The sequence below is a fragment of the Mycobacterium palustre genome, assembly GCF_002101785.1.
Lineage (GTDB): Bacteria > Actinomycetota > Actinomycetes > Mycobacteriales > Mycobacteriaceae > Mycobacterium > Mycobacterium palustre.
On the sequence record NZ_LQPJ01000140.1, the window covers coordinates 57048 to 74274 of the forward strand.

The 17227-nt window shown below is 68.1% G+C and carries 14 protein-coding genes and 1 pseudogene; 5 read left to right on the forward strand and 10 right to left on the reverse strand.

The annotated features are described in order from the left end of the window. The first annotated feature begins 1 nt into the window (after nt 1). The 3 genes from AWC19_RS25140 to AWC19_RS25150 are packed head-to-tail and all read left to right on the forward strand — an operon-like array spanning nt 2 to nt 2023. A complete protein-coding gene (locus AWC19_RS25140) occupies nt 2-604 on the forward strand; it encodes an FtsB family cell division protein (protein WP_085080807.1) in 603 nt (200 codons plus the stop codon). Then, nucleotides 597-1088: a DUF501 domain-containing protein gene (locus AWC19_RS25145; protein ID WP_085080808.1), complete on the forward strand. Its 492-nt coding sequence runs from the start codon at nt 597-599 to the stop codon at nt 1086-1088. The genes AWC19_RS25140 and AWC19_RS25145 overlap by 8 nt, the downstream gene beginning before the upstream one ends. Further along, nucleotides 1079-2023, forward strand: coding sequence for a Ppx/GppA phosphatase family protein (locus AWC19_RS25150; RefSeq protein WP_085080809.1), 945 nt, complete (start codon nt 1079-1081; stop codon nt 2021-2023). Before AWC19_RS25145 ends, AWC19_RS25150 begins: the two co-directional genes overlap by 10 nt. A gap of 178 nt (nt 2024-2201) precedes the next feature. Here AWC19_RS25150 and AWC19_RS25155 read toward each other — a convergent pair whose 3' ends face one another. The 9 genes from AWC19_RS25155 to AWC19_RS25190 form a co-directional block, all read right to left on the reverse strand. Then, complete coding sequence (locus AWC19_RS25155) at nt 2202-2882, reverse strand: response regulator (protein ID WP_085080810.1); 681 nt, start codon at nt 2880-2882, stop codon at nt 2202-2204. Next, nucleotides 2879-5515 (reverse strand): DUF4118 domain-containing protein, encoded by a 2637-nt coding sequence (locus AWC19_RS25160; RefSeq protein WP_085080811.1) that lies wholly within the window; start codon nt 5513-5515, stop codon nt 2879-2881. The genes AWC19_RS25155 and AWC19_RS25160 overlap by 4 nt, the downstream gene beginning before the upstream one ends. After that, nucleotides 5463-6338, reverse strand: a complete 876-nt coding sequence (locus tag AWC19_RS25165; RefSeq protein ID WP_085080812.1) for a potassium-transporting ATPase subunit C — start codon at nt 6336-6338, stop codon at nt 5463-5465. Before AWC19_RS25165 ends, AWC19_RS25160 begins: the two co-directional genes overlap by 53 nt. 1 nt (nt 6339) lies before the next feature. Continuing rightward, on the reverse strand, nt 6340-8511 hold the full coding sequence (gene kdpB, locus AWC19_RS25170; RefSeq protein ID WP_085080813.1) for a potassium-transporting ATPase subunit KdpB: 2172 nt from the start codon (nt 8509-8511) through the stop codon (nt 6340-6342). Beyond that, nucleotides 8511-10181, reverse strand: coding sequence for a potassium-transporting ATPase subunit KdpA (gene kdpA / locus AWC19_RS25175; protein WP_085080814.1), 1671 nt, complete (start codon nt 10179-10181; stop codon nt 8511-8513). Before kdpA ends, kdpB begins: the two co-directional genes overlap by 1 nt. Beyond that, complete coding sequence (kdpF, locus tag AWC19_RS30955; RefSeq protein ID WP_142281408.1) at nt 10181-10270, reverse strand: K(+)-transporting ATPase subunit F; 90 nt, start codon at nt 10268-10270, stop codon at nt 10181-10183. The genes kdpA and kdpF overlap by 1 nt, the downstream gene beginning before the upstream one ends. Then, a complete protein-coding gene (locus tag AWC19_RS31460) occupies nt 10267-10350 on the reverse strand; it encodes a potassium ABC transporter ATPase (RefSeq protein WP_142281411.1) in 84 nt (27 codons plus the stop codon). Before AWC19_RS31460 ends, kdpF begins: the two co-directional genes overlap by 4 nt. Before the next feature lie 507 nt (nt 10351-10857). After that, the gene (locus tag AWC19_RS25185; RefSeq protein ID WP_085080815.1) at nt 10858-12378 is read right to left on the reverse strand and encodes a sensor histidine kinase; all 1521 of its coding nucleotides are present in this window, start codon (nt 12376-12378) and stop codon (nt 10858-10860) included. Then, entirely contained in the window at nt 12375-13148 is a 774-nt protein-coding gene (locus tag AWC19_RS25190; RefSeq protein WP_085080816.1) for a response regulator transcription factor, read from the reverse strand. Before AWC19_RS25190 ends, AWC19_RS25185 begins: the two co-directional genes overlap by 4 nt. Before the next feature lie 705 nt (nt 13149-13853). Between AWC19_RS25190 and AWC19_RS25195 the strand changes: the two genes are divergently transcribed. Continuing rightward, nucleotides 13854-15182, forward strand: a complete 1329-nt coding sequence (locus AWC19_RS25195) for a PPE family protein (RefSeq protein ID WP_085080817.1) — start codon at nt 13854-13856, stop codon at nt 15180-15182. A 570-nt stretch (nt 15183-15752) separates the two neighbouring features. Beyond that, nucleotides 15753-17087, forward strand: a complete 1335-nt coding sequence (locus AWC19_RS25200; RefSeq protein WP_085080818.1) for a PPE family protein — start codon at nt 15753-15755, stop codon at nt 17085-17087. Nucleotides 17088-17152: 65 nt separating this feature from the next. Here AWC19_RS25200 and AWC19_RS25205 read toward each other — a convergent pair. After that, nucleotides 17153-17227: pseudogene (locus tag AWC19_RS25205) on the reverse strand (type VII secretion protein EsxI); the annotation flags it as partial.

Consider the following 17227-nt stretch of genomic DNA (forward strand, 5'->3'; position numbering starts at 1 on the left):
CTTGGCCGGCAAGCCCGATCCGAAGCGCCGCTCCCCGGCACCGCGCCCGGGGAAGGCGGGCGATTCGGCTCGGCGCCGCCGTTCCACCAAACCGACGCTGCAGGAGCGCGTCGTCGAACCCATCAAGCGCCAGGTCGCCGAATCGGTCGAACAGCGGTCCGACCAGCGGCTGGGTTTCACCGCGCGGCGCGCGGCGGTGCTGGCCGCGGTGGTGTGCGTGCTGACGTTGACCATCGCTGGCCCGGTGCGCACCTACTTCGCTCAGCGCACCGAGATGAACCAGCTGGCCGCGAGCGAAGCCGCACTGCGCAGCCAGATCGCCGACCTCGAGCAGAAGAAGGTCAAGCTCGGCGACCCCGCCTATATCGCGGCGCAGGCCCGCGAGCGCCTCGGCTTCGTCATGCCCGGCGACATCCCGTTTCAGGTCCAGCTTCCCCCGACCGCGGCGGTGCCCCCGCAGCGCGGGACCGACGCGGCCAAGCCGGCCCGCAACGACCCCTGGTACACCGCGCTGTGGCATACCATCGCCGACACCCCGCACCTGCCGCCGACCCCGCCGGCGGAGGCGCCGCCGAACCCACCATCCCCTTCCCCCGGTGGTTGATCGTGCCGACCTGGAAGCGGTGGCGCGTCAGCTGGGGCGCGAGCCGCGCGGCGTCCTCGAGATCGCCTACCGGTGTCCCAACGGTGAACCCGGCGTGGTGAAGACCGCGCCGAAACTGCCTGACGGCACGCCGTTTCCGACGTTGTACTACCTGACACATCCGGCGCTCACCGCGGCGGCGAGCCGGCTGGAGACGGCGGGGTTGATGCGCGAGATGACCGAGCGGTTGCGGCACAACCCCGAGCTGGCGGCCGCGTATCGCCAGGCGCACGAGGCCTATCTGGCCGAACGGGATGCCCTCGAGCCGCTGGGGACGACGTTTTCCGCCGGGGGGATGCCGGACCGGGTCAAGTGCCTGCACGTACTGATCGCGCATTCGCTGGCCAAGGGGCCCGGGCTGAATCCGCTCGGCGACGAGGCGTTGGCGATGCTGGCCCGCGAGCCGGGGATGGACGCGGTGCTGGACGTGGAGGTGTGGCGGTGAGGGCGGCCGCAATCGACTGCGGCACCAACTCGATTCGGTTGCTGATCGCCGACTTTCGTGACGGCCGGCCGCGCGACGTGCACCGCGAGACGCGGATAGTGCGACTCGGTCAGGGCGTGGACGCGACGGGCGAATTCGCGCCGGAGGCGATCGCCCGAACCCGCGCGGCGCTGGCCGACTACGCGGCACTGCTGCGGGCGCACGGCGTCGAGCGGGTGCGGATGGTGGCCACCTCGGCCGCCCGCGACGTGGCCAACCGCGAGGAGTTCTTTGCGATGACGGCCGAGGTGCTCGGCGCCGTCGTGCCAGGCGCGGTGGCCGAGGTGATCACCGGAGCGGAGGAGGCGTCGCTATCGTTCCGCGGGGCGGTGGGCGAATTGGCTGGTGCCGCTGCGCCTTTCGTGGTGGTAGACCTCGGCGGTGGCTCCACCGAAATCGTGCTCGGCGCGGACTCCGTGACGGCGAGCTACTCGGCCGACATCGGCTGTGTGCGGCTGACCGAACGCTGCTTGCACACCGACCCGCCGACGCCCCGGGAGGTGGCTCACGCGCGGGAGGTGGTGCGCGAGCGGCTCGAAGTGGCACTGGCTGCGGTGCCGGTCGAAAAGGCCCGGACGTGGGTGGGTCTGGCCGGGACGATGACCACGCTGTCGGCCCTGGCGCACGGCCTGACGGCGTATGACTCCGCGGCCATTCACCTTTCGCGGGTTTCCCGGCCCGACTTGCTGGCGGTGTGCGAGCGGCTGATCGGCATGACGCGATCTCAGCGCGCCGCGTTGCCGCCGATGCACTCCGGGCGGGCCGACGTGATCGGCGGGGGCGCGATCGTGGTGGAGGAGCTGGCGCGTGAGCTGCATGCCCGGGCCGGCATCGAGGAGCTGGTCGTCAGCGAGCACGACATCCTCGACGGGATCGTGCTGTCGCTTGTCGGCTGACTCACATCCGTCATTTGCGTGCAAACAGTGTGAACTGAGGGCTCTCAGTGTGAACTGAGGGCTTTCAGTGTGCAGTGGCGGCGGCGTTTTCGCCGAAATCCGCGCCCTGGCTTCACACGAAAAGCCGTGGCTTCACAACCAGCGCCCTGGCTTCACACGAAACGCCGGAGATTCACACTCACGCCTCGAACCGGTAGCCCATCCCCGACTCGGTCAGCAGGTGCTTGGGATGCGACGGGTCGTCCTCGAGTTTGCGCCGCAGCTGCGCGAGATACACACGCAGGTAATGAGTTTCGGTGGCGTAGGCCGGCCCCCACACCTCCTTGAGCAACTCCTCGCGGCCCACGAGCTTGCCCCGGTTGCGCACCAGCACCTCGAGCATGCCCCATTCGGTCGGGGTCAGATGCACTTCGGCGCCGTCCTTGGTGACCTTCTTGGCCCCCAGGTCGACGGTGAACGCCTCGGTCTCGATCACGGGCTGATCCATCTCGGATGCCGCCGCGTTGCGGCGGACCGCGGCGCGCAGGCGCGCCAAAAACTCGTCCATCCCAAAGGGTTTCGTGACGTAGTCATCGGCGCCGGCGTCGAGCGCCTCGACCTTGTCCGACGAATCGGTGCGCGCCGACAACACGATGACCGGCGCCGACAACCAGCCGCGCAGGCCGGCCAGCACCTCGATGCCCGAGATGTCCGGCAGGCCGAGGTCGAGGATCACCACGTCGGGCTTGTGCTCGGCCGCCGCCCGCAGCGCGCCGGCACCGGTCGACGCGGTGACGACCTCATAGCCGCGCACCGACAGGTTGATTCGCAACGCACGCAGGATGTGCGGCTCGTCGTCGATCACCAGCACGCGGGTCATTGTCGGATCTCCTGGGGCGCAGCCAGATCGACGACCACGGTCAGCCCGCCACCGGGAGTGTCCCCGGCCGCGATCGTGCCGCCCATGGCCTCGACGAAGCCGCGCGCCACCGACATCCCCAGGCCCACGCCGGTGGTGTTGTCGTGATCACCGAGCCGCTGGAACGCTTCGAAGATCTGATCCTCGGCGCCCTGCGGGATTCCGGGACCTTCGTCGATGACGTTGATCAGGACGCGGTCGCCAACCCGCCCCGCGTTCACCCGGACCATGCAGTTGGGCGCGTACCGCAGCGCGTTGTCGATCAGGTTGGCAAGCACCCGCTCCAGCAGGCCGGCGTCGGCCATCACCACCGCCCCACCCACGTCGACCTTGACGCGGTCGATGGCCGATCGATAGAACCCGGTGGCGCCCTTGCCGATGCTGACCAGCGCGCGCTGCACCGTCTCCTCCAGATACACGCGGTGCAGGTCCGGACGCACCACGCCGGCGGCCAGGCGCGAGGAATCCAGCAGGTTGCCGACCAGCGCGGTGAGCTGGTCGATCGACTCCTCGATGGTGGCCAGCAGTTCGGCCGTGTCCGAGGGGGAGAACGCGACGTCTTCGGTGCGCAGGCTGGACGCGGCCACCTTGGCCGCCGCCAGCGGCGTGCGCAGGTCGTGGCTGACCGCCGAGAGCAGCGACCGCCGCAGCTCGTCGGCCTGCGCGATCGCCTGGCTGCGGCCGGCTTCATCGGCGAGCTCGCGCTGCCTGATCAGGCCCGCGGCCTGCCGGGCGACCGCGCCGAGCACCCGGCGGTCGCGCGCGGACAGCTTGCGCCCGGCCATCAACATCCAGAACTCGTCGTCGCCGACCTCGATCGCGGTGTCGGCGGAATCCACGCTCACACAAGGCTCGTTGCCAACGCAGGCGACGACGTAGCGCTTCTTGCCGTTGGCGCGCTCCTCGTCGCTGGGCTCGCGCAGCATGCTGACCGCGCGCTGGGAGTACGTCTCGCGCACGCGTTCGAGCAGGGTGTCGAGGTCGGCGCCGCGCAGCACCGACCCCGCGAACAGCGTCAGCAGTTCGGCCTCTTGCGACGCCCGCCGCGCCTCGCGGCTGCGCTTGGCGGCGCCGTCGACGAGCACCGCGACCGCGACGGCGATCATCATCAGCACCAATTCGGTTATGGCGCTGTTGGGTTCGGCGATGGTGAAGCTGTGCCGAGGGGGGATGAGGTAGTAGTTCAGCAGCAGCCCGGACAGCACCGCCGAAAGAACGGCGGGGGCAACGCCCCCCAGCAGCCCGACCAGCAGCACCCCGATGAAGAACAGCGCGCTCTCGCCGGCGGTATTCAGGTACCGATCCAGCAGCGTCACCGCGACGGCGCAAATGGCCGACGGCACGATGAGCGCCGCCAGCCACGACGCGACGCGTCGCTCGCGGGGCACCAGCGGCCTCAGGCGCAGGCCGCCCCTGGACTCCCCGTGCGTGACCATGTGCACGTCGATCTTTCCGGAGTGCTCGACGACGGTCGCGCCGATGCCCTCCTCGAAGATGCGTGCCCACCGCGGCCGGCGAGAGGTGCCGATCACCAGTTGGGTGGCGTTGTTCTCGCGCGCGAAATCGAGCAAGGCCGTGGGGATGTCGTCACCGACCACGGTGTGCAGGGACGCGTCCAGGCTGTTCGCCAGCTCGCGGATCTTGGCCATCCGGCGCTCGGACAGCCCGGCCAGCCCGTCGCCACGGATGACGTGCACCACCATCAGCTCGGCGCTGGACTTCGACGCGATCCGGGATGCCCGCCGCACCAACGTCTCCGACTCGGGGCCTCCGGTCACCGCCACCACAACCCGCTCGCGCGCCTCCCACACGTCGGTGATCTTGTTCTCCGCCCGGTACTTGGCAAGCGCGGTGTCCACCTGGTCGGCCAGCCACAGCAGCGCCAGTTCCCGCAGCGCCGTGAGGTTTCCGCGGCGGAAGTAATTCGACAGCGCCGCGTCGATCCGTTCCGGCGCGTAGACGTTGCCGTGGGAAAGCCTGCGGCGCAACGCTTCCGGGGTGATATCGATGAGCTCGACCTGAGACGCTTGGCGCACGATCGAGTCCGGTATCGTCTCCTGCTGTTCGATGCCCGTGATTTGCGCGACGACGTCGTTCAGGCTCTCCAGGTGCTGAACGTTGACGGTGGAGATCACCGTGATTCCGGCATCGAGCAGTTCTTCGACGTCCTGCCAACGCTTTTGGTTTTTGCTTCCCGGCGTGTTGGTGTGGGCGAGTTCGTCGACCAGCGCCACCTGCGGGTGGCGGGCCAGCACCGCCGGCACGTCGAGTTCTCCGAAGCTGCCGCCGCGGTACTCGATGTAGCGGGGCGGGATCACCTCGATGCCGGCAAGCAGCTCGGCGGTTTTGGCGCGCCCGTGGGTTTCGACCACCGCCGCCACCACGTCGGTGCCACGTTCCAGGCGCCGGTGCGCCTCGCCGAGCATCGCAAACGTCTTGCCGACACCCGGTGCCGCGCCGAGATAGATGCGCAGCTCCCCGCGTTTAGGGAGGTGGTCGTTGGACGTGACGGCGCTCACGTCACCATCATCCCCCCTGGCGCTAGCCCGAGACCGGATACTGGCGGTCGAGCTGCAGGTTGAGTTGCAGCACATCGACGGTGGGCTCGCCGAAGAACCCCAGCTCGCGGCCGCTGCGGTGCTGCGCCACGACCGCTCGTATCTGGTCCGGGCTGACGTGGCGGGCCTTGGCCACCCTGGCGACCTGGATATCGGCGTAGGCCGGGGAGATGTGCGGGTCCAAGCCGCTGCCGCTGGCGGTGACGGCGTCGGCGGGCACGGCCGGGTGGTCGGTGGCGGCGCCGCGGACCGGGACGATCTGGCCGATCGTGTAGTCCTCGCCGTCCTTGGCGCAGTCGACCCGCACGCCTTCGTAGAGCGTCAGGAACGGCGTCCGCGTCGACTGGCACGGCTCGTTGACGCTGACCACCCGGGTGGGGTGCACGACGTCGCCGCGGGCGTCCCGTGGGCCGATCACCGCGAGCACCGCACCCACGCCGCCGCCGGTGCAGAACGGACGCGATCCGTCCACACCCTCCAGTTGGCCCACCGCGTGGCTGCGGGTGCATACCTGCGTCAGCAAGCTGGGCTTGCCGGGCGCGTCGACGATGCTTTCCGGCCCCAGGTTGCTCGCGCTCGTCGACGTCGGGTCGTAGCCGTTGCCGGCCGCCGATGGGCGGCTCTGGAAGTACTGCGGCAGCGGGTTGCCATCCTTGTCGGTGAACAGCTGCCCGATCAGCGCGCTGCCGACCGGCTTGCCGTTGGCGGTGAGGATGGATCCTTCGGCCTTGTCGCGCAAGCCGGGAATCTGCGCCACCAGCCAGACGAACACGGGGTAAGCGAGGCCGAGGACCACGGTCAGCGCCAGCAGCGCCCGCAAGGCCGCCCAGTGCATGCGAACGAAATTCGAGAACTTCATGTCAGGACATCCCCGGAACGAACTGGACGATCAGGTCGATGAGTTTGATCCCGATGAACGGGGCGATGATGCCGCCCAGCCCGTAGATATAGAGGTTGCGGCTCAACAGCTTTGACGCACTGCTCGCCCTGTAGCGCACGCCGCGCAGCGACAGCGGGATCAGCAGCACGATGATGATCGCGTTGAAGATCACCGCCGACAGGATCGCCGACTGCGGGCTATGCAGCCGCATGACGTTGAGCAGATCCAGGCCGGGAAACAGCGTGACGAACATCGCCGGGATGATCGCGAAGTACTTCGCGATGTCGTTGGCGATGGAGAAGGTGGTCAGCGCGCCGCGGGTGATCAGCAGCTGCTTGCCGATCTCGACGATCTCGATCAGCTTGGTGGGGTCGGAGTCGAGATCGACCATGTTGCCCGCCTCTTTGGCGGCCGAGGTGCCGGTGTTCATCGCCACCCCGACGTCGGCCTGGGCCAGCGCCGGCGCGTCGTTGGTGCCGTCGCCGGTCATCGCGACCAGCTTGCCGCCTTGTTGCTCACGCTTGATCAGGGCGAGCTTGTCCTCGGGCGTGGCCTCGGCGAGGAAGTCGTCGACCCCGGCCTCGTCCGCAATCGCCTTGGCCGTCAACGGGTTATCTCCAGTAATCATCACCGTGCGGATGCCCATCTTGCGCATCTCCTCGAAGCGGTCGCGCATCCCCTGCTTGACGACGTCCTTGAGGTGGATGACCCCGAGCACCCGCGCATTCTGGCCGGCCTTGCCGCCAGCGCACTCCCCGACGACCAGTGGGGTCCCGCCGCCGGCGGAGATTCCGTCGACGATCTTACCGAGCTGCACGGGCACCTTACCACCTTGTGCGCGTACCCATTCCGCGACCGAGCCGGCCGCGCCCTTGCGCAGCATGGTCCCGCCGACCCCATCGAGATCGACACCGGACATCCGGGTCGCGGCGGAAAACTCGACCCAGTGCGCCTGGGCGAGTTCACCCGCGGCCCGCTCGCGCAACCCGAAATGTTGCTTGGCGAAGACCACGATCGAGCGCCCCTCCGGCGTTTCGTCGGCGAGGCTCGACAGCTGCGCGGCGTCGGCCAATTGCGCGTTGGTGATCCCGTCGACCGGGATGAAGGCCGCGGCCTGCCGGTTTCCCAGGGTGATGGTTCCGGTCTTGTCGAGCAGCAGCGTGTTGACGTCACCGGCGGCCTCCACCGCGCGGCCCGACATCGCCAGCACGTTGCGCTGCACCAACCGGTCCATGCCGGCGATGCCGATCGCCGACAGCAGCGCGCCGATGGTCGTGGGAATCAGGCACACCAGCAACGACACCATCACAATGCCGGTGACGCCACTTGCGTTGAGCGCCTGGGTGTCCGGGACGCCCGGGTTGTTGGCCTTGGAAAATATCGCCAACGGCTGCAGGGTCGCCACGGCGAAGATGAAGATGATCGTCAACGCGGCCAGCAGGATGTTCAGCGCGATTTCATTGGGAGTCTTCTGCCGGTTGGCGCCCTCGACCAGCGCGATCATTTTGTCGATGAAGCTTTCTCCCGGCTTTTGGGTGATCTTCACGACGATGCGGTCACTTAGCACGGTGGTGCCGCCGGTGACCGCCGAACGGTCACCGCCGGACTCCCGGATCACCGGCGCCGACTCACCGGTGATCGCCGATTCGTCAACGGAGGCAATGCCTTCCACCACGTCGCCGTCACCGGGGATCACCTGGCCGGCCTCGACCACCACGATGTCGCCCTGTTGCAGCAGGGGGGCCGCGACTTGCTCCTCGACGACGGGTGCGCCGGGCGCCCAGTTTTTGAGCCGCCGCGCCAGGGTCTGCGTCTTGGCCCGGCGCAGCGTTTCGGCTTGGGCCTTGCCGCGGCCCTCGGCCACGGCCTCGGCGAGGTTGGCGAAAAGCACGGTCAGCCATAGCCACAACACGATCAACCAGGCGAACCAGGATTCGTTGATGATCGCCAACACGGTGCTCCAGACGGCGCCGATTTCGACGATGAACATCACCGGATTGCGCCACAGGGTGCGCGGGTCAAGCTTGCGCAGCGCGTCCGGCGTCGAGCGCCACAGCATCCTGGGGTCGAGCAAGCCGCCGTGCACCCGTTTGGAAGCCGCGGCGGCTTGAGGCGGCGTCTGCTGGGGCAATTCGACGGTGGTTGCGGTCATCAGTGGATTCCTTCGGCGAGAGGCCCGAGCGCGAGCATGGGCAAGAACGTGAGGGCAACGAGGATCACCGTGACACCGGCGACCATTCCGACGAACTGCGGTCGATGGGTCGGGAGCGTGCCCGCCGATTCCGGCGTGTGGCCCTGCCTGGCGAGCGATCCCGCCAGCGCGAGTACGAGCACGATCGGCACGAACCTCCCGAGGACCATGGCCAGCCCCAGGGCGGTGTTCCACCAGTTGGTGTTGGCGCTGAGCCCGGCGAATGCCGACCCGTTGTTGTTGGCCGCGGACGTGAACGCATACAAGACCTCCGACAGCCCGTGAGGTCCGGCGTTGAGCATGCCCGCCCGCTCGCCGGGCAGCGCCATCGCGACGGCGGTGCCGATCAGCACGATCAGCGGCGTCACCAGGAAATAGCTTGAGGCGAGCTTGATTTCGCGGGGGTTGATCTTCTTGCCCAAGTATTCCGGGGTGCGCCCGACCATCAGCCCGGCGACGAAGACGGTGATCACCGCCAGGATCAGCATGCTGTACAGCCCCGAGCCCGTGCCGCCGGGCGCCACCTCGCCGAGTTGCATGTTGAACATCGCCATCATGCCGCCCAGGCTCGTGTAGGAGTCGTGGAAGGAGTCGACGGCGCCCGTGGAGGTCAGCGTCGTCGCGTCGGCGAACACCGCCGAATCGGCGACGCCGAGCCGCTGCTCGGCCCCTTCCATCGCCGTGCCGGCCGCGGCGGGAACGGTGCCGTGGTGCAGCAGCTGAAACCAGAGCATCAGGGTCATGCTGAGCGCGGCCAGCGTCGCCATCACCGAGGCGATCGCGTAGCCCTGTTTCTTGCTGCCCACCATGCGACCGAACGTGCGCGGCAACGAGAACCCGATCACCATGAGCAAAAAGATCTCCAGCCAGTTGGTCCACGCGGTCGGGTTCTCGAACGGGTGGGCGGAGTTGGCGTTGTAGAAGCCGCCGCCGTTGGTGCCCAGCTCCTTGATCACCTCCTGGCTGGCCACCGGTCCGCCGGTGATCGTCTGCTGGGGGCCGGCGAGGGTGTTGACGACCTGGTCGTTGAGGTGAAAGTTCTGGATGGCCCCGCCCGCGACGAGCAGGATCGCGCCGAGCAGCGCGATGGGCAGCAAAATGCGCAGCGTGCCGCGGACCAAATCCACCCAGAAGTTGCCCAGATCGCCGGTGCGGGTGCGGGCAAATCCACGAACCAGAGCCATCGCCACCGCCATGCCCACGGCGGCCGAGACGAAGTTTTGCACCGCCAAGCCGGCCATCTGCACCAGGTGGCCCTGCGTGGATTCACCGGAGTAGGCCTGCCAGTTGGTGTTGGTGACGAAGCTGATCGCGGTGTTCCACGCCAGCGCCGGCGTCATCTTGGTGGCCGGATCGTGCAGGTGCAACGGCAACTTGTCCTGCACGAGCTGAAGCGCGAACAGGAAGAGGACGCTGACCGCCGAGAACGCCAAAACGCTTCGGGCATAGGCGCCCCACGTTTGCTCCGAGCGCGAATCGACGCCGATCAGTCGATAGATCACCCGCTCGGCGGCCGAGTCGTTGTCCGACGTGTACACCCGGTACATGTAATCGCCGAACGGCACATGCACCACCGCGAGTGCCGCGATGAGAAGCAAGAGGAAGACGGTTCCCGCTGTCGTTGTGCTCACTAGAACCTCTCCGGAAACAGCAGGGCGCTAGCGAGATACACCGCAAGCAGGACGGAAAGTACCAAGCCGACGACGTTTTCGTAGCTCATAGCCGCTCGACCAGCTTTTGCGCCAGCCCTAGCGCGGCGAACACCGCAACCGTCACCAAGACGTAGACCAACACGCCCATCTTGTCTCCGTTCCGCGTTTGCCCGTGCATGCGAAAGGACCTCGTCCGGGCCAGCTCCAGTGCGGTCCCCATTGCAAGGTCAGTTTGAAAGCTAGGCGCGGTCGGTTCGCCCGGGCCTTCGGTTGACGCTTTCCTTACGGCATCACAGTGCGCCTTTACGGTTTCTTTACGGCCCAATCGGCCACCGCGACAAGGACGATAAGGTGCCGTCAAGGTCGGCGCCTGCAGTCCCAACGCCGAATCGGTCCGCCGGACGTTGCCGAAACAACCACGGGGACAAGAACGCGGCCCGCGCGGTTGACGCGACTGGGCGCCCAACCCGTGGGGGTTCCTACGATGCCGAGATCGGCCGGTATGGTGTGCGGCGCTATCGCTTACTCATCTACCCCCGGGTGCACCGCCACGGCCGATTGTCTGGTGGCGACCGGTGCGATCTCGTTGGTCGAGCACGAAGCCACTGGGGGAGGCCTACGACCGGCCGGGGTCGATCGGCGACGTCCGCGAACGCTAGCCGGCACCGGGGACCGGATCGCCGATCATCGGCAGCCGTACGCGAAACACCGTTCGCCCCTTGGCCGATTCGGCGCTCACCGAGCCGTGATGGGCCTTGACGATCGAACTCACGATGGCCAGGCCGAGCCCGATGCCCGAGCCGTTGGACCTCGAACTGTCCGAGCGGACGAACCGCTCGAACAGGCGGGGCAGCAGTTCTTTGTCGATGCCGGGCCCGTCGTCGGCCACGGTCAGTTCGGCATAGGGCGGCTCGGTGCCGTTGCGGTGGCACGTGATTCCCGTCGTCACGGTGACGCCCGGCGGCGTGTGCAACCGGGCGTTGCTGAGCAGATTGCTCACCAGCTGGTGCAGCCGGGCATGGTCGCCGCGGACCCATACCGGCTCGTCGGGCAGATCCTTGACCCACTGATGCGTCGGGGCCGCGACCGCGGCGTCGTTGACGGCGTTGACGACGAGGTCGGCCAGGTCGACGTCCTGGGGCTGCAGGTCTTCGCCCTCGCTGAGGCGGGACAGCAGCAGCAGCTCGTCGACGAGCAACGCCATGCGTCGCGCCTCGGATTCGATGCGGGCCAACGCGTATTCGGTCGTCGGCGGTAGCGCCTCGCTGTCCTGGCGGGTGAGTTCGGCGTAGCCCTGGATGGCCGCCAACGGGGTCCGCAGCTCGTGGCTGGCGTCGGTGAGGAATTGCCGCATCCGCAAGTCGGATTCGGCACGATGGGCCAGCGCGCTGTCGACGTTGTCCAGCAGGCGATTCAGCGTGTGCCCGACGATTCCGACCTCGTTGTCGGGGTCGGTGTCCTCCGGCCGGACCCGGACGCTGATCCGGTGATCGCCGTCGGTCAGGGGCATCGCGGCGACTTCGGCGGCGGTGGCGACGAGCCGGCGCAGCGGGCGCAGGGTGGCCCCGACCACCCAAGTGGTGAGACCCGCGGTGATCGCCAGCGCCGCAGCGATCAGCGCGGTCGTGGTGAGCTGTTTGCGCGCGATGATCTGGTCGGCGCGGGCCAGCGATACGCCGACGACCAGCAGGTCGGGCCCGTCGACGCGGCTGTCGACCCGGTAGGAACCGAGGCTGCCCAGCTTCGCGGTCCGTGGCGGGCCGTCGGGCCACTGCTGTGCTTGGAGCGCGTCGACGACGTCGGGTGGCGCGGTTCGCGCCTCGGCTTCGGAGAACACCGCCGAACCGATCACCACGCCGTCGTGCAGCACGGCGATGAGGTTTCCCGGTGTCTGGTCGGGGAACTCGAGCATCGCCTGGGCGAGCGACCGGCTCTGCGGCGCCGACGCCTGCTCGCGATCGTGGTACCTGGTGTACGAATTGCTCAGCGCGTCAAGGGATTGTGCGACATCGGTGTCGCTCATCGCGGTGACGTAGCCGCGCAGGCTCAACACCGAAACGATCCCGACCGTCACCAACACCACGCTGACGACGGCCAATACGCCCAACAGCAACTGGCGGCGCAACGAACTGGGAAGCCACCGAGGAAGATCCCGGGATGCCGGCTCCCGCGTCATTCCGGCGGCCGCAGCATGTATCCGACACCGCGGACCGTGTGGATCATCGGGTCGCGGCCCGAGTCGATCTTCTTTCTCAGATACGAGATGTACAAGTCGACGATGCTGGTGCGGCCCGCGAAGTCGTAGTTCCAAACCCGGTCCAGGATTTCGGTGCGGCTCAGCGCTCGACGGGGATTGCGCATGAGGAAGCGGAGCAATTCGAACTCCGTCGAGGACAGCGAGATCGGCGTGCCGCCGCGGGTGACCTCGCGGCTGGCGGTGTCGACGTGCAGGTCGCCGACCTTCAGCGTTTCGGCGGCGGGCGGCGTCTGCTGCGTCGAGCGGCGCAACAGGCCGCGCAGCCGGGCGACCAGCTCCTCGAGGCTGAACGGCTTGGTCATGTAGTCGTCGGCGCCGGCGGTCAGGCCGGTGACCCGATCCATCACCGAGTCGCGCGCGGTCAAAAACAGGGTGGGGGTGTAGGCGTCGGATTCGCGGATCCGCTGCAGGATTCGGAGCCCGTCCACGTCGGGGAGCATGATGTCGAGGACCAGCACGTCGGGGTTCACCTTGTCGAACTTGGCCATGGCCTCGCGCCCGTTGTGCGCGATGTCGACGACCCAGCCCTCGTAGTGCAGCGCCATCTTCACCAGATTGGTCAATGCCGGCTCGTCGTCCACCAGCAAAACTCGGATCGGTGAGCCGTCCGCACGATAGATCCTGGGCAGCTGCCCGAGGATGGCCTGCCGTGGCCTCTGACTGCCTGCGTGTCCCGTCATCGCGGTCATGTTCCTACATTCTCCCAATCCCACATGTGATTGTCACGAACCTCATAGGGATCTCAAATAAAACTCCGTTGGTGGCTCGCGCCGGAGCCACGCTCAAATATGTGTTTCATATGTGTCGCATCGGAGCGCTTGAGGTGAGATGATTACCCAAAAATACTGGTATGCATAAGTGTTGGTTTCGGACAGGCTGCGGCCATCGCGGCGGCGGCACCCCAAACCGCAGTCCTACGAATGGAATTCACCGATCACAAGGCGCCGCACCTCAGCAGATGCCGTCGCCACCGGGCGGTGTGCGCAGCGTCGCCGGGGACAAGGGTGTCCCGATTCTCGTTAATTCGATGTTACGTGATATTACGAATATTGGTATTTAGGAATGATTTTCGTAGCGCTAGTACCGTGTGTCTGGTCAGTAGCGGCTTCGCTGACCGTTGCTGATCGTGGGCCGTACGGTTCGGCCGGGATTTCGACTCGGGCCAAAAACATAACCGGTCCCGCTTCGGTCGAGTGGGTGATGCCGACCGGCATCGACGGTGACGTGCGCGCGTGTGCCGACGGGCCTCGTCGCGATCGACGCTTACCGGCGGCGGGGCACCGCTGGCGCTGCAAAAGTGCTCACGCTCACCACGGCCATCCGCGGCAGCGACGCCCCGGAGGCCAGTTCCGCATGGCCGGACCAGCAAACACGAGCAAAGGATAGGACGGGCGATGGACTTTGGCGCGCTGCCCCCGGAGATCAATTCCGGTCGGATGTATCTGGGCCCGGGGCCCGGAACCTTGTTGACCGCGTCGGCGGGGTGGGAATCGCTGGCCGCCGAGCTGACCGACGCAGCCAGCGGGTACCAGTCGGTGATCGACGGCCTCACCGACGAGTCCTGGCTGGGGCCGACGTCGCTGTCGATGGCGGCCGCGGTGGCGCCTTACATATCGTGGATGACGGCCACCGCCGCGCTGTGCGAACAGTCGGCCAACCAGGCCACGGCGGCCGCCGGGGCCTTCGAGACGGCATACGCCATGACGGTGCCGCCGCCGCTGATCGCGGCGAACCGCGCCCAGCTCATGGCGTTGATCGCGACCAACATCTTCGGGCAGAACACCCCGGCGATCATGGCCACGGAAGCCGAGTACAGCGAGATGTGGGCGCAAGACGCCACGGCGATGTACAACTACGCCGCCAATTCGGCTGCGGCGTCGGCTTTTTCGACATTCACCCCGCCGCCTCAGACGACCAACCCGGGCGGCGTCGCCGGGCAGGCCACCGGAGTCGCCGGCAGCAACGCCCAGACGGCGACGGCGCAGTTGATGTCCTCGGTGCCCCAGACGCTGCAGACCCTGGCGACCCCGGGCGCCGCGTCCGGCACCGGGTTGTCGCCGGCGGCGGCGGGCACCGCGGTGTCGCTGGGCTCTTCGGGGGCTTCCACCCCGCTCAGCGCGCTATCGAGCCTGACCGGAACGACCGGCAAGACCGCCACCAAGGGCGCGAGCACCGGCGCCAGTGCGCTGTCCGGATTGACCTCGAGCCTGACGTCCGCGCTGGGCGGGAACGGCGCTGCCCTGACCGACGTGCTCGGCTTGGGTTCGGACCTGGCCGGTCTGGGCGGCGATGGGGCGGGGTTGGGAACCGACGGCGCCGGACTCGGCTTCGACGGCTACGGCCTGTCACTCGACTTCCAGGGCGCGGGCTCGATCATCGGGGCCGAAAGCGGCGCGGGCCTGGGGGAGTTGGGCGGCCTGGGAGGCCTGGGGCCTGCCGGGGGCCTGGGCACGGGCGCCGCGGCGAGCCTCGGTCAGGCGCCCTCGCTCGGCACCCTGTCGGTCCCGCCGACGTGGGCCGACGCGGTCTCGTCGGTCACGCCGCTGCCCGCCCTGGACGCCAACGCCATGCCGGGTGGCTGGGGCGCGGCACCCGCGTCAGGGCCCACCGCCGGCGTTTCGAAGCTGCCGTTGGGTGGCATGGTCGGGCGCGAGTCCGAGGGTGCCGTCCAGCGAATCGGATTCCGCCCCACGATGTTTCCGCGTTCGCCGGCGGCCGGGTAGCACGGTCGGACAAATCGAACCGGGAGGCCGCCGAGGACGATCCCGGGATGCCTGCTCCCGCGCCATTCCGGCGGCCGCAGCATGCATCCGACACCCCGGTCAAAAGCGGGCGGGTCACCGGCGCGCGGTGCGCCGGGGACGGATGACTGCCAAAGAGGCTGGGGCGCAGCGCCGGTGGCAGCCATGGCCGCGGGTCGGCGAAGCGGATCGGCGCCGCCGGCAAAGCGGCGATGCACGACGTTGGTGCGCACGCCGCAGACAAATATGTGTTTCATATGTGTGCGATCTGCGCGCTTGATACCAAGCCTGATCGCAAAAATACTTGAATGCGCTGCTGTGGGGTGTGCGCGCGCCGTTATGGGCGAGAGCCAAGATTCCTAATCGACTGCGCGACAACGGCGTCCACCACCAGTGTGACGGTTCAACAACCCGCCGTCGTGGCGCAGCGCCGTCGACCGTGCCGGTCGGCGCCATCGGATCGGTCACCCAGTCAACCGCCGGTGATTCCTGACACCCAGGGTGCTTGCGCTGCGCCAGCCATTCGACGGACACGAACTGAAGGGATGGAGTATGGATTTCGGCGCGTTGCCCCCGGAAATCAATTCGGCTCGCATGTATGCCGGCCCAGGGCCGGGCACTTTGCTGGCCGCGTCGGCGGGGTGGGAATCGTTGGCCGCCGAGCTGAGCGCGGCCGCGGACGGATATCAGTCGGTGATCGCAACACTCACCGACGAGTCGTGGCTCGGCGTGACGTCGATGACGATGGCGGCCGCGGTGACGCCGTACACGTCGTGGATGCGCCTCACCGCGGCGCAGTGTGAGCAGGCGGCCAGCCAGGCCACGGCCGCGGCGGCCGCCTATGAAACGGCGTTCGCCATGACGGTGCCACCGGCGCTGGTCCTGGCCAACCGCGCGCGACTGCTGGCGTTGATCGCGACCAACCTTTTCGGGCAAAACACCCCGGCGATCATGGCCACCGAGGCGGAGTACGGCGAGATGTGGGCTCAAGACGCAACGGCGATGTACAACTATGCCGCCGGTTCGGCGCAGGCCTCGTCGTTCAGCGCGTTCACGTCGCCGCCCCGGACGACCAACCCCGGCGGGATCGGGCAGAGCGTCGCCGTCACCCAGGCGGCGGCTACCCAGGCCGGAGGCAACGCGGACACCGCGTCCGCGCAGTTGATTTCCTCGGTGCCCCAAGCGCTGCAGGGCCTTTCGACTCCCGGCGCGTCGCTGGGATCGTCCGGCGCCTCCGCCCCGATGGGGGCGCTGTCCACCTTGAGCAGCACCTCCGGCAAAAGCGTGACCAAGACGGCCGGCGCCGGAACCAGCGCCGTCAACGGCTTGGCCGCGACCGCCGCGCCTGCGCTGAGCGCAAACACCGGCGACATGGGTTTGGAAGCGCTGGGCCTGAGCTCCGATGTCGCCGGCTTCGGAGCGGACGGCGCCGGTTTGGGGGCCGACGGGGGCGGCATCGGCATCGATTTGCAGGGTCTCCAAATGGATTACCAGGGCTTGCAACTCGATTACGAGGGTGCCGGTTCGATCCTGGGAGCCGAGGGTGTCCCCGGCTTCCAAGCCCCGGCGGCAGCAGCCGGTGGCCTGGGTGGCATGGCGCCCGCGATCGGTCAAGGCGCCGGCGCGTCGGCCAGCGTGGGACAAGCGGCGTCGCTGGGCACCTTGTCGGTGCCTCCGAGTTGGGCCGACACGGTCTCGTCCGTCACGCCGCTGCCGGCGTCGATGCCGACCGAAACCGCGCCGGGCGCCTGGGGCGCAGTTCCGTCGGCGCAAAGTGGCGTGTCGAAGCTCCCCCTGGGTGGCATGGTCGGGCGCGAGTCCGAGGGTGCCGTCCAGCGAATCGGGTTCCGCCCCACGATGTTTCCGCGTTCGCCGGCGGCCGGGTAGCGCGGCCGGACAAGACGACGGGGCCGCACACCCAACGGTGTGCGGCCCCGGTTGGCAGCTGCGTGTCAGGCCCAGCTGGAGCCGACGGCGCTGTCGGTGCTGGCCATGTTGCTGCCGGCCGTCTGCACCTTCTGGCCGTG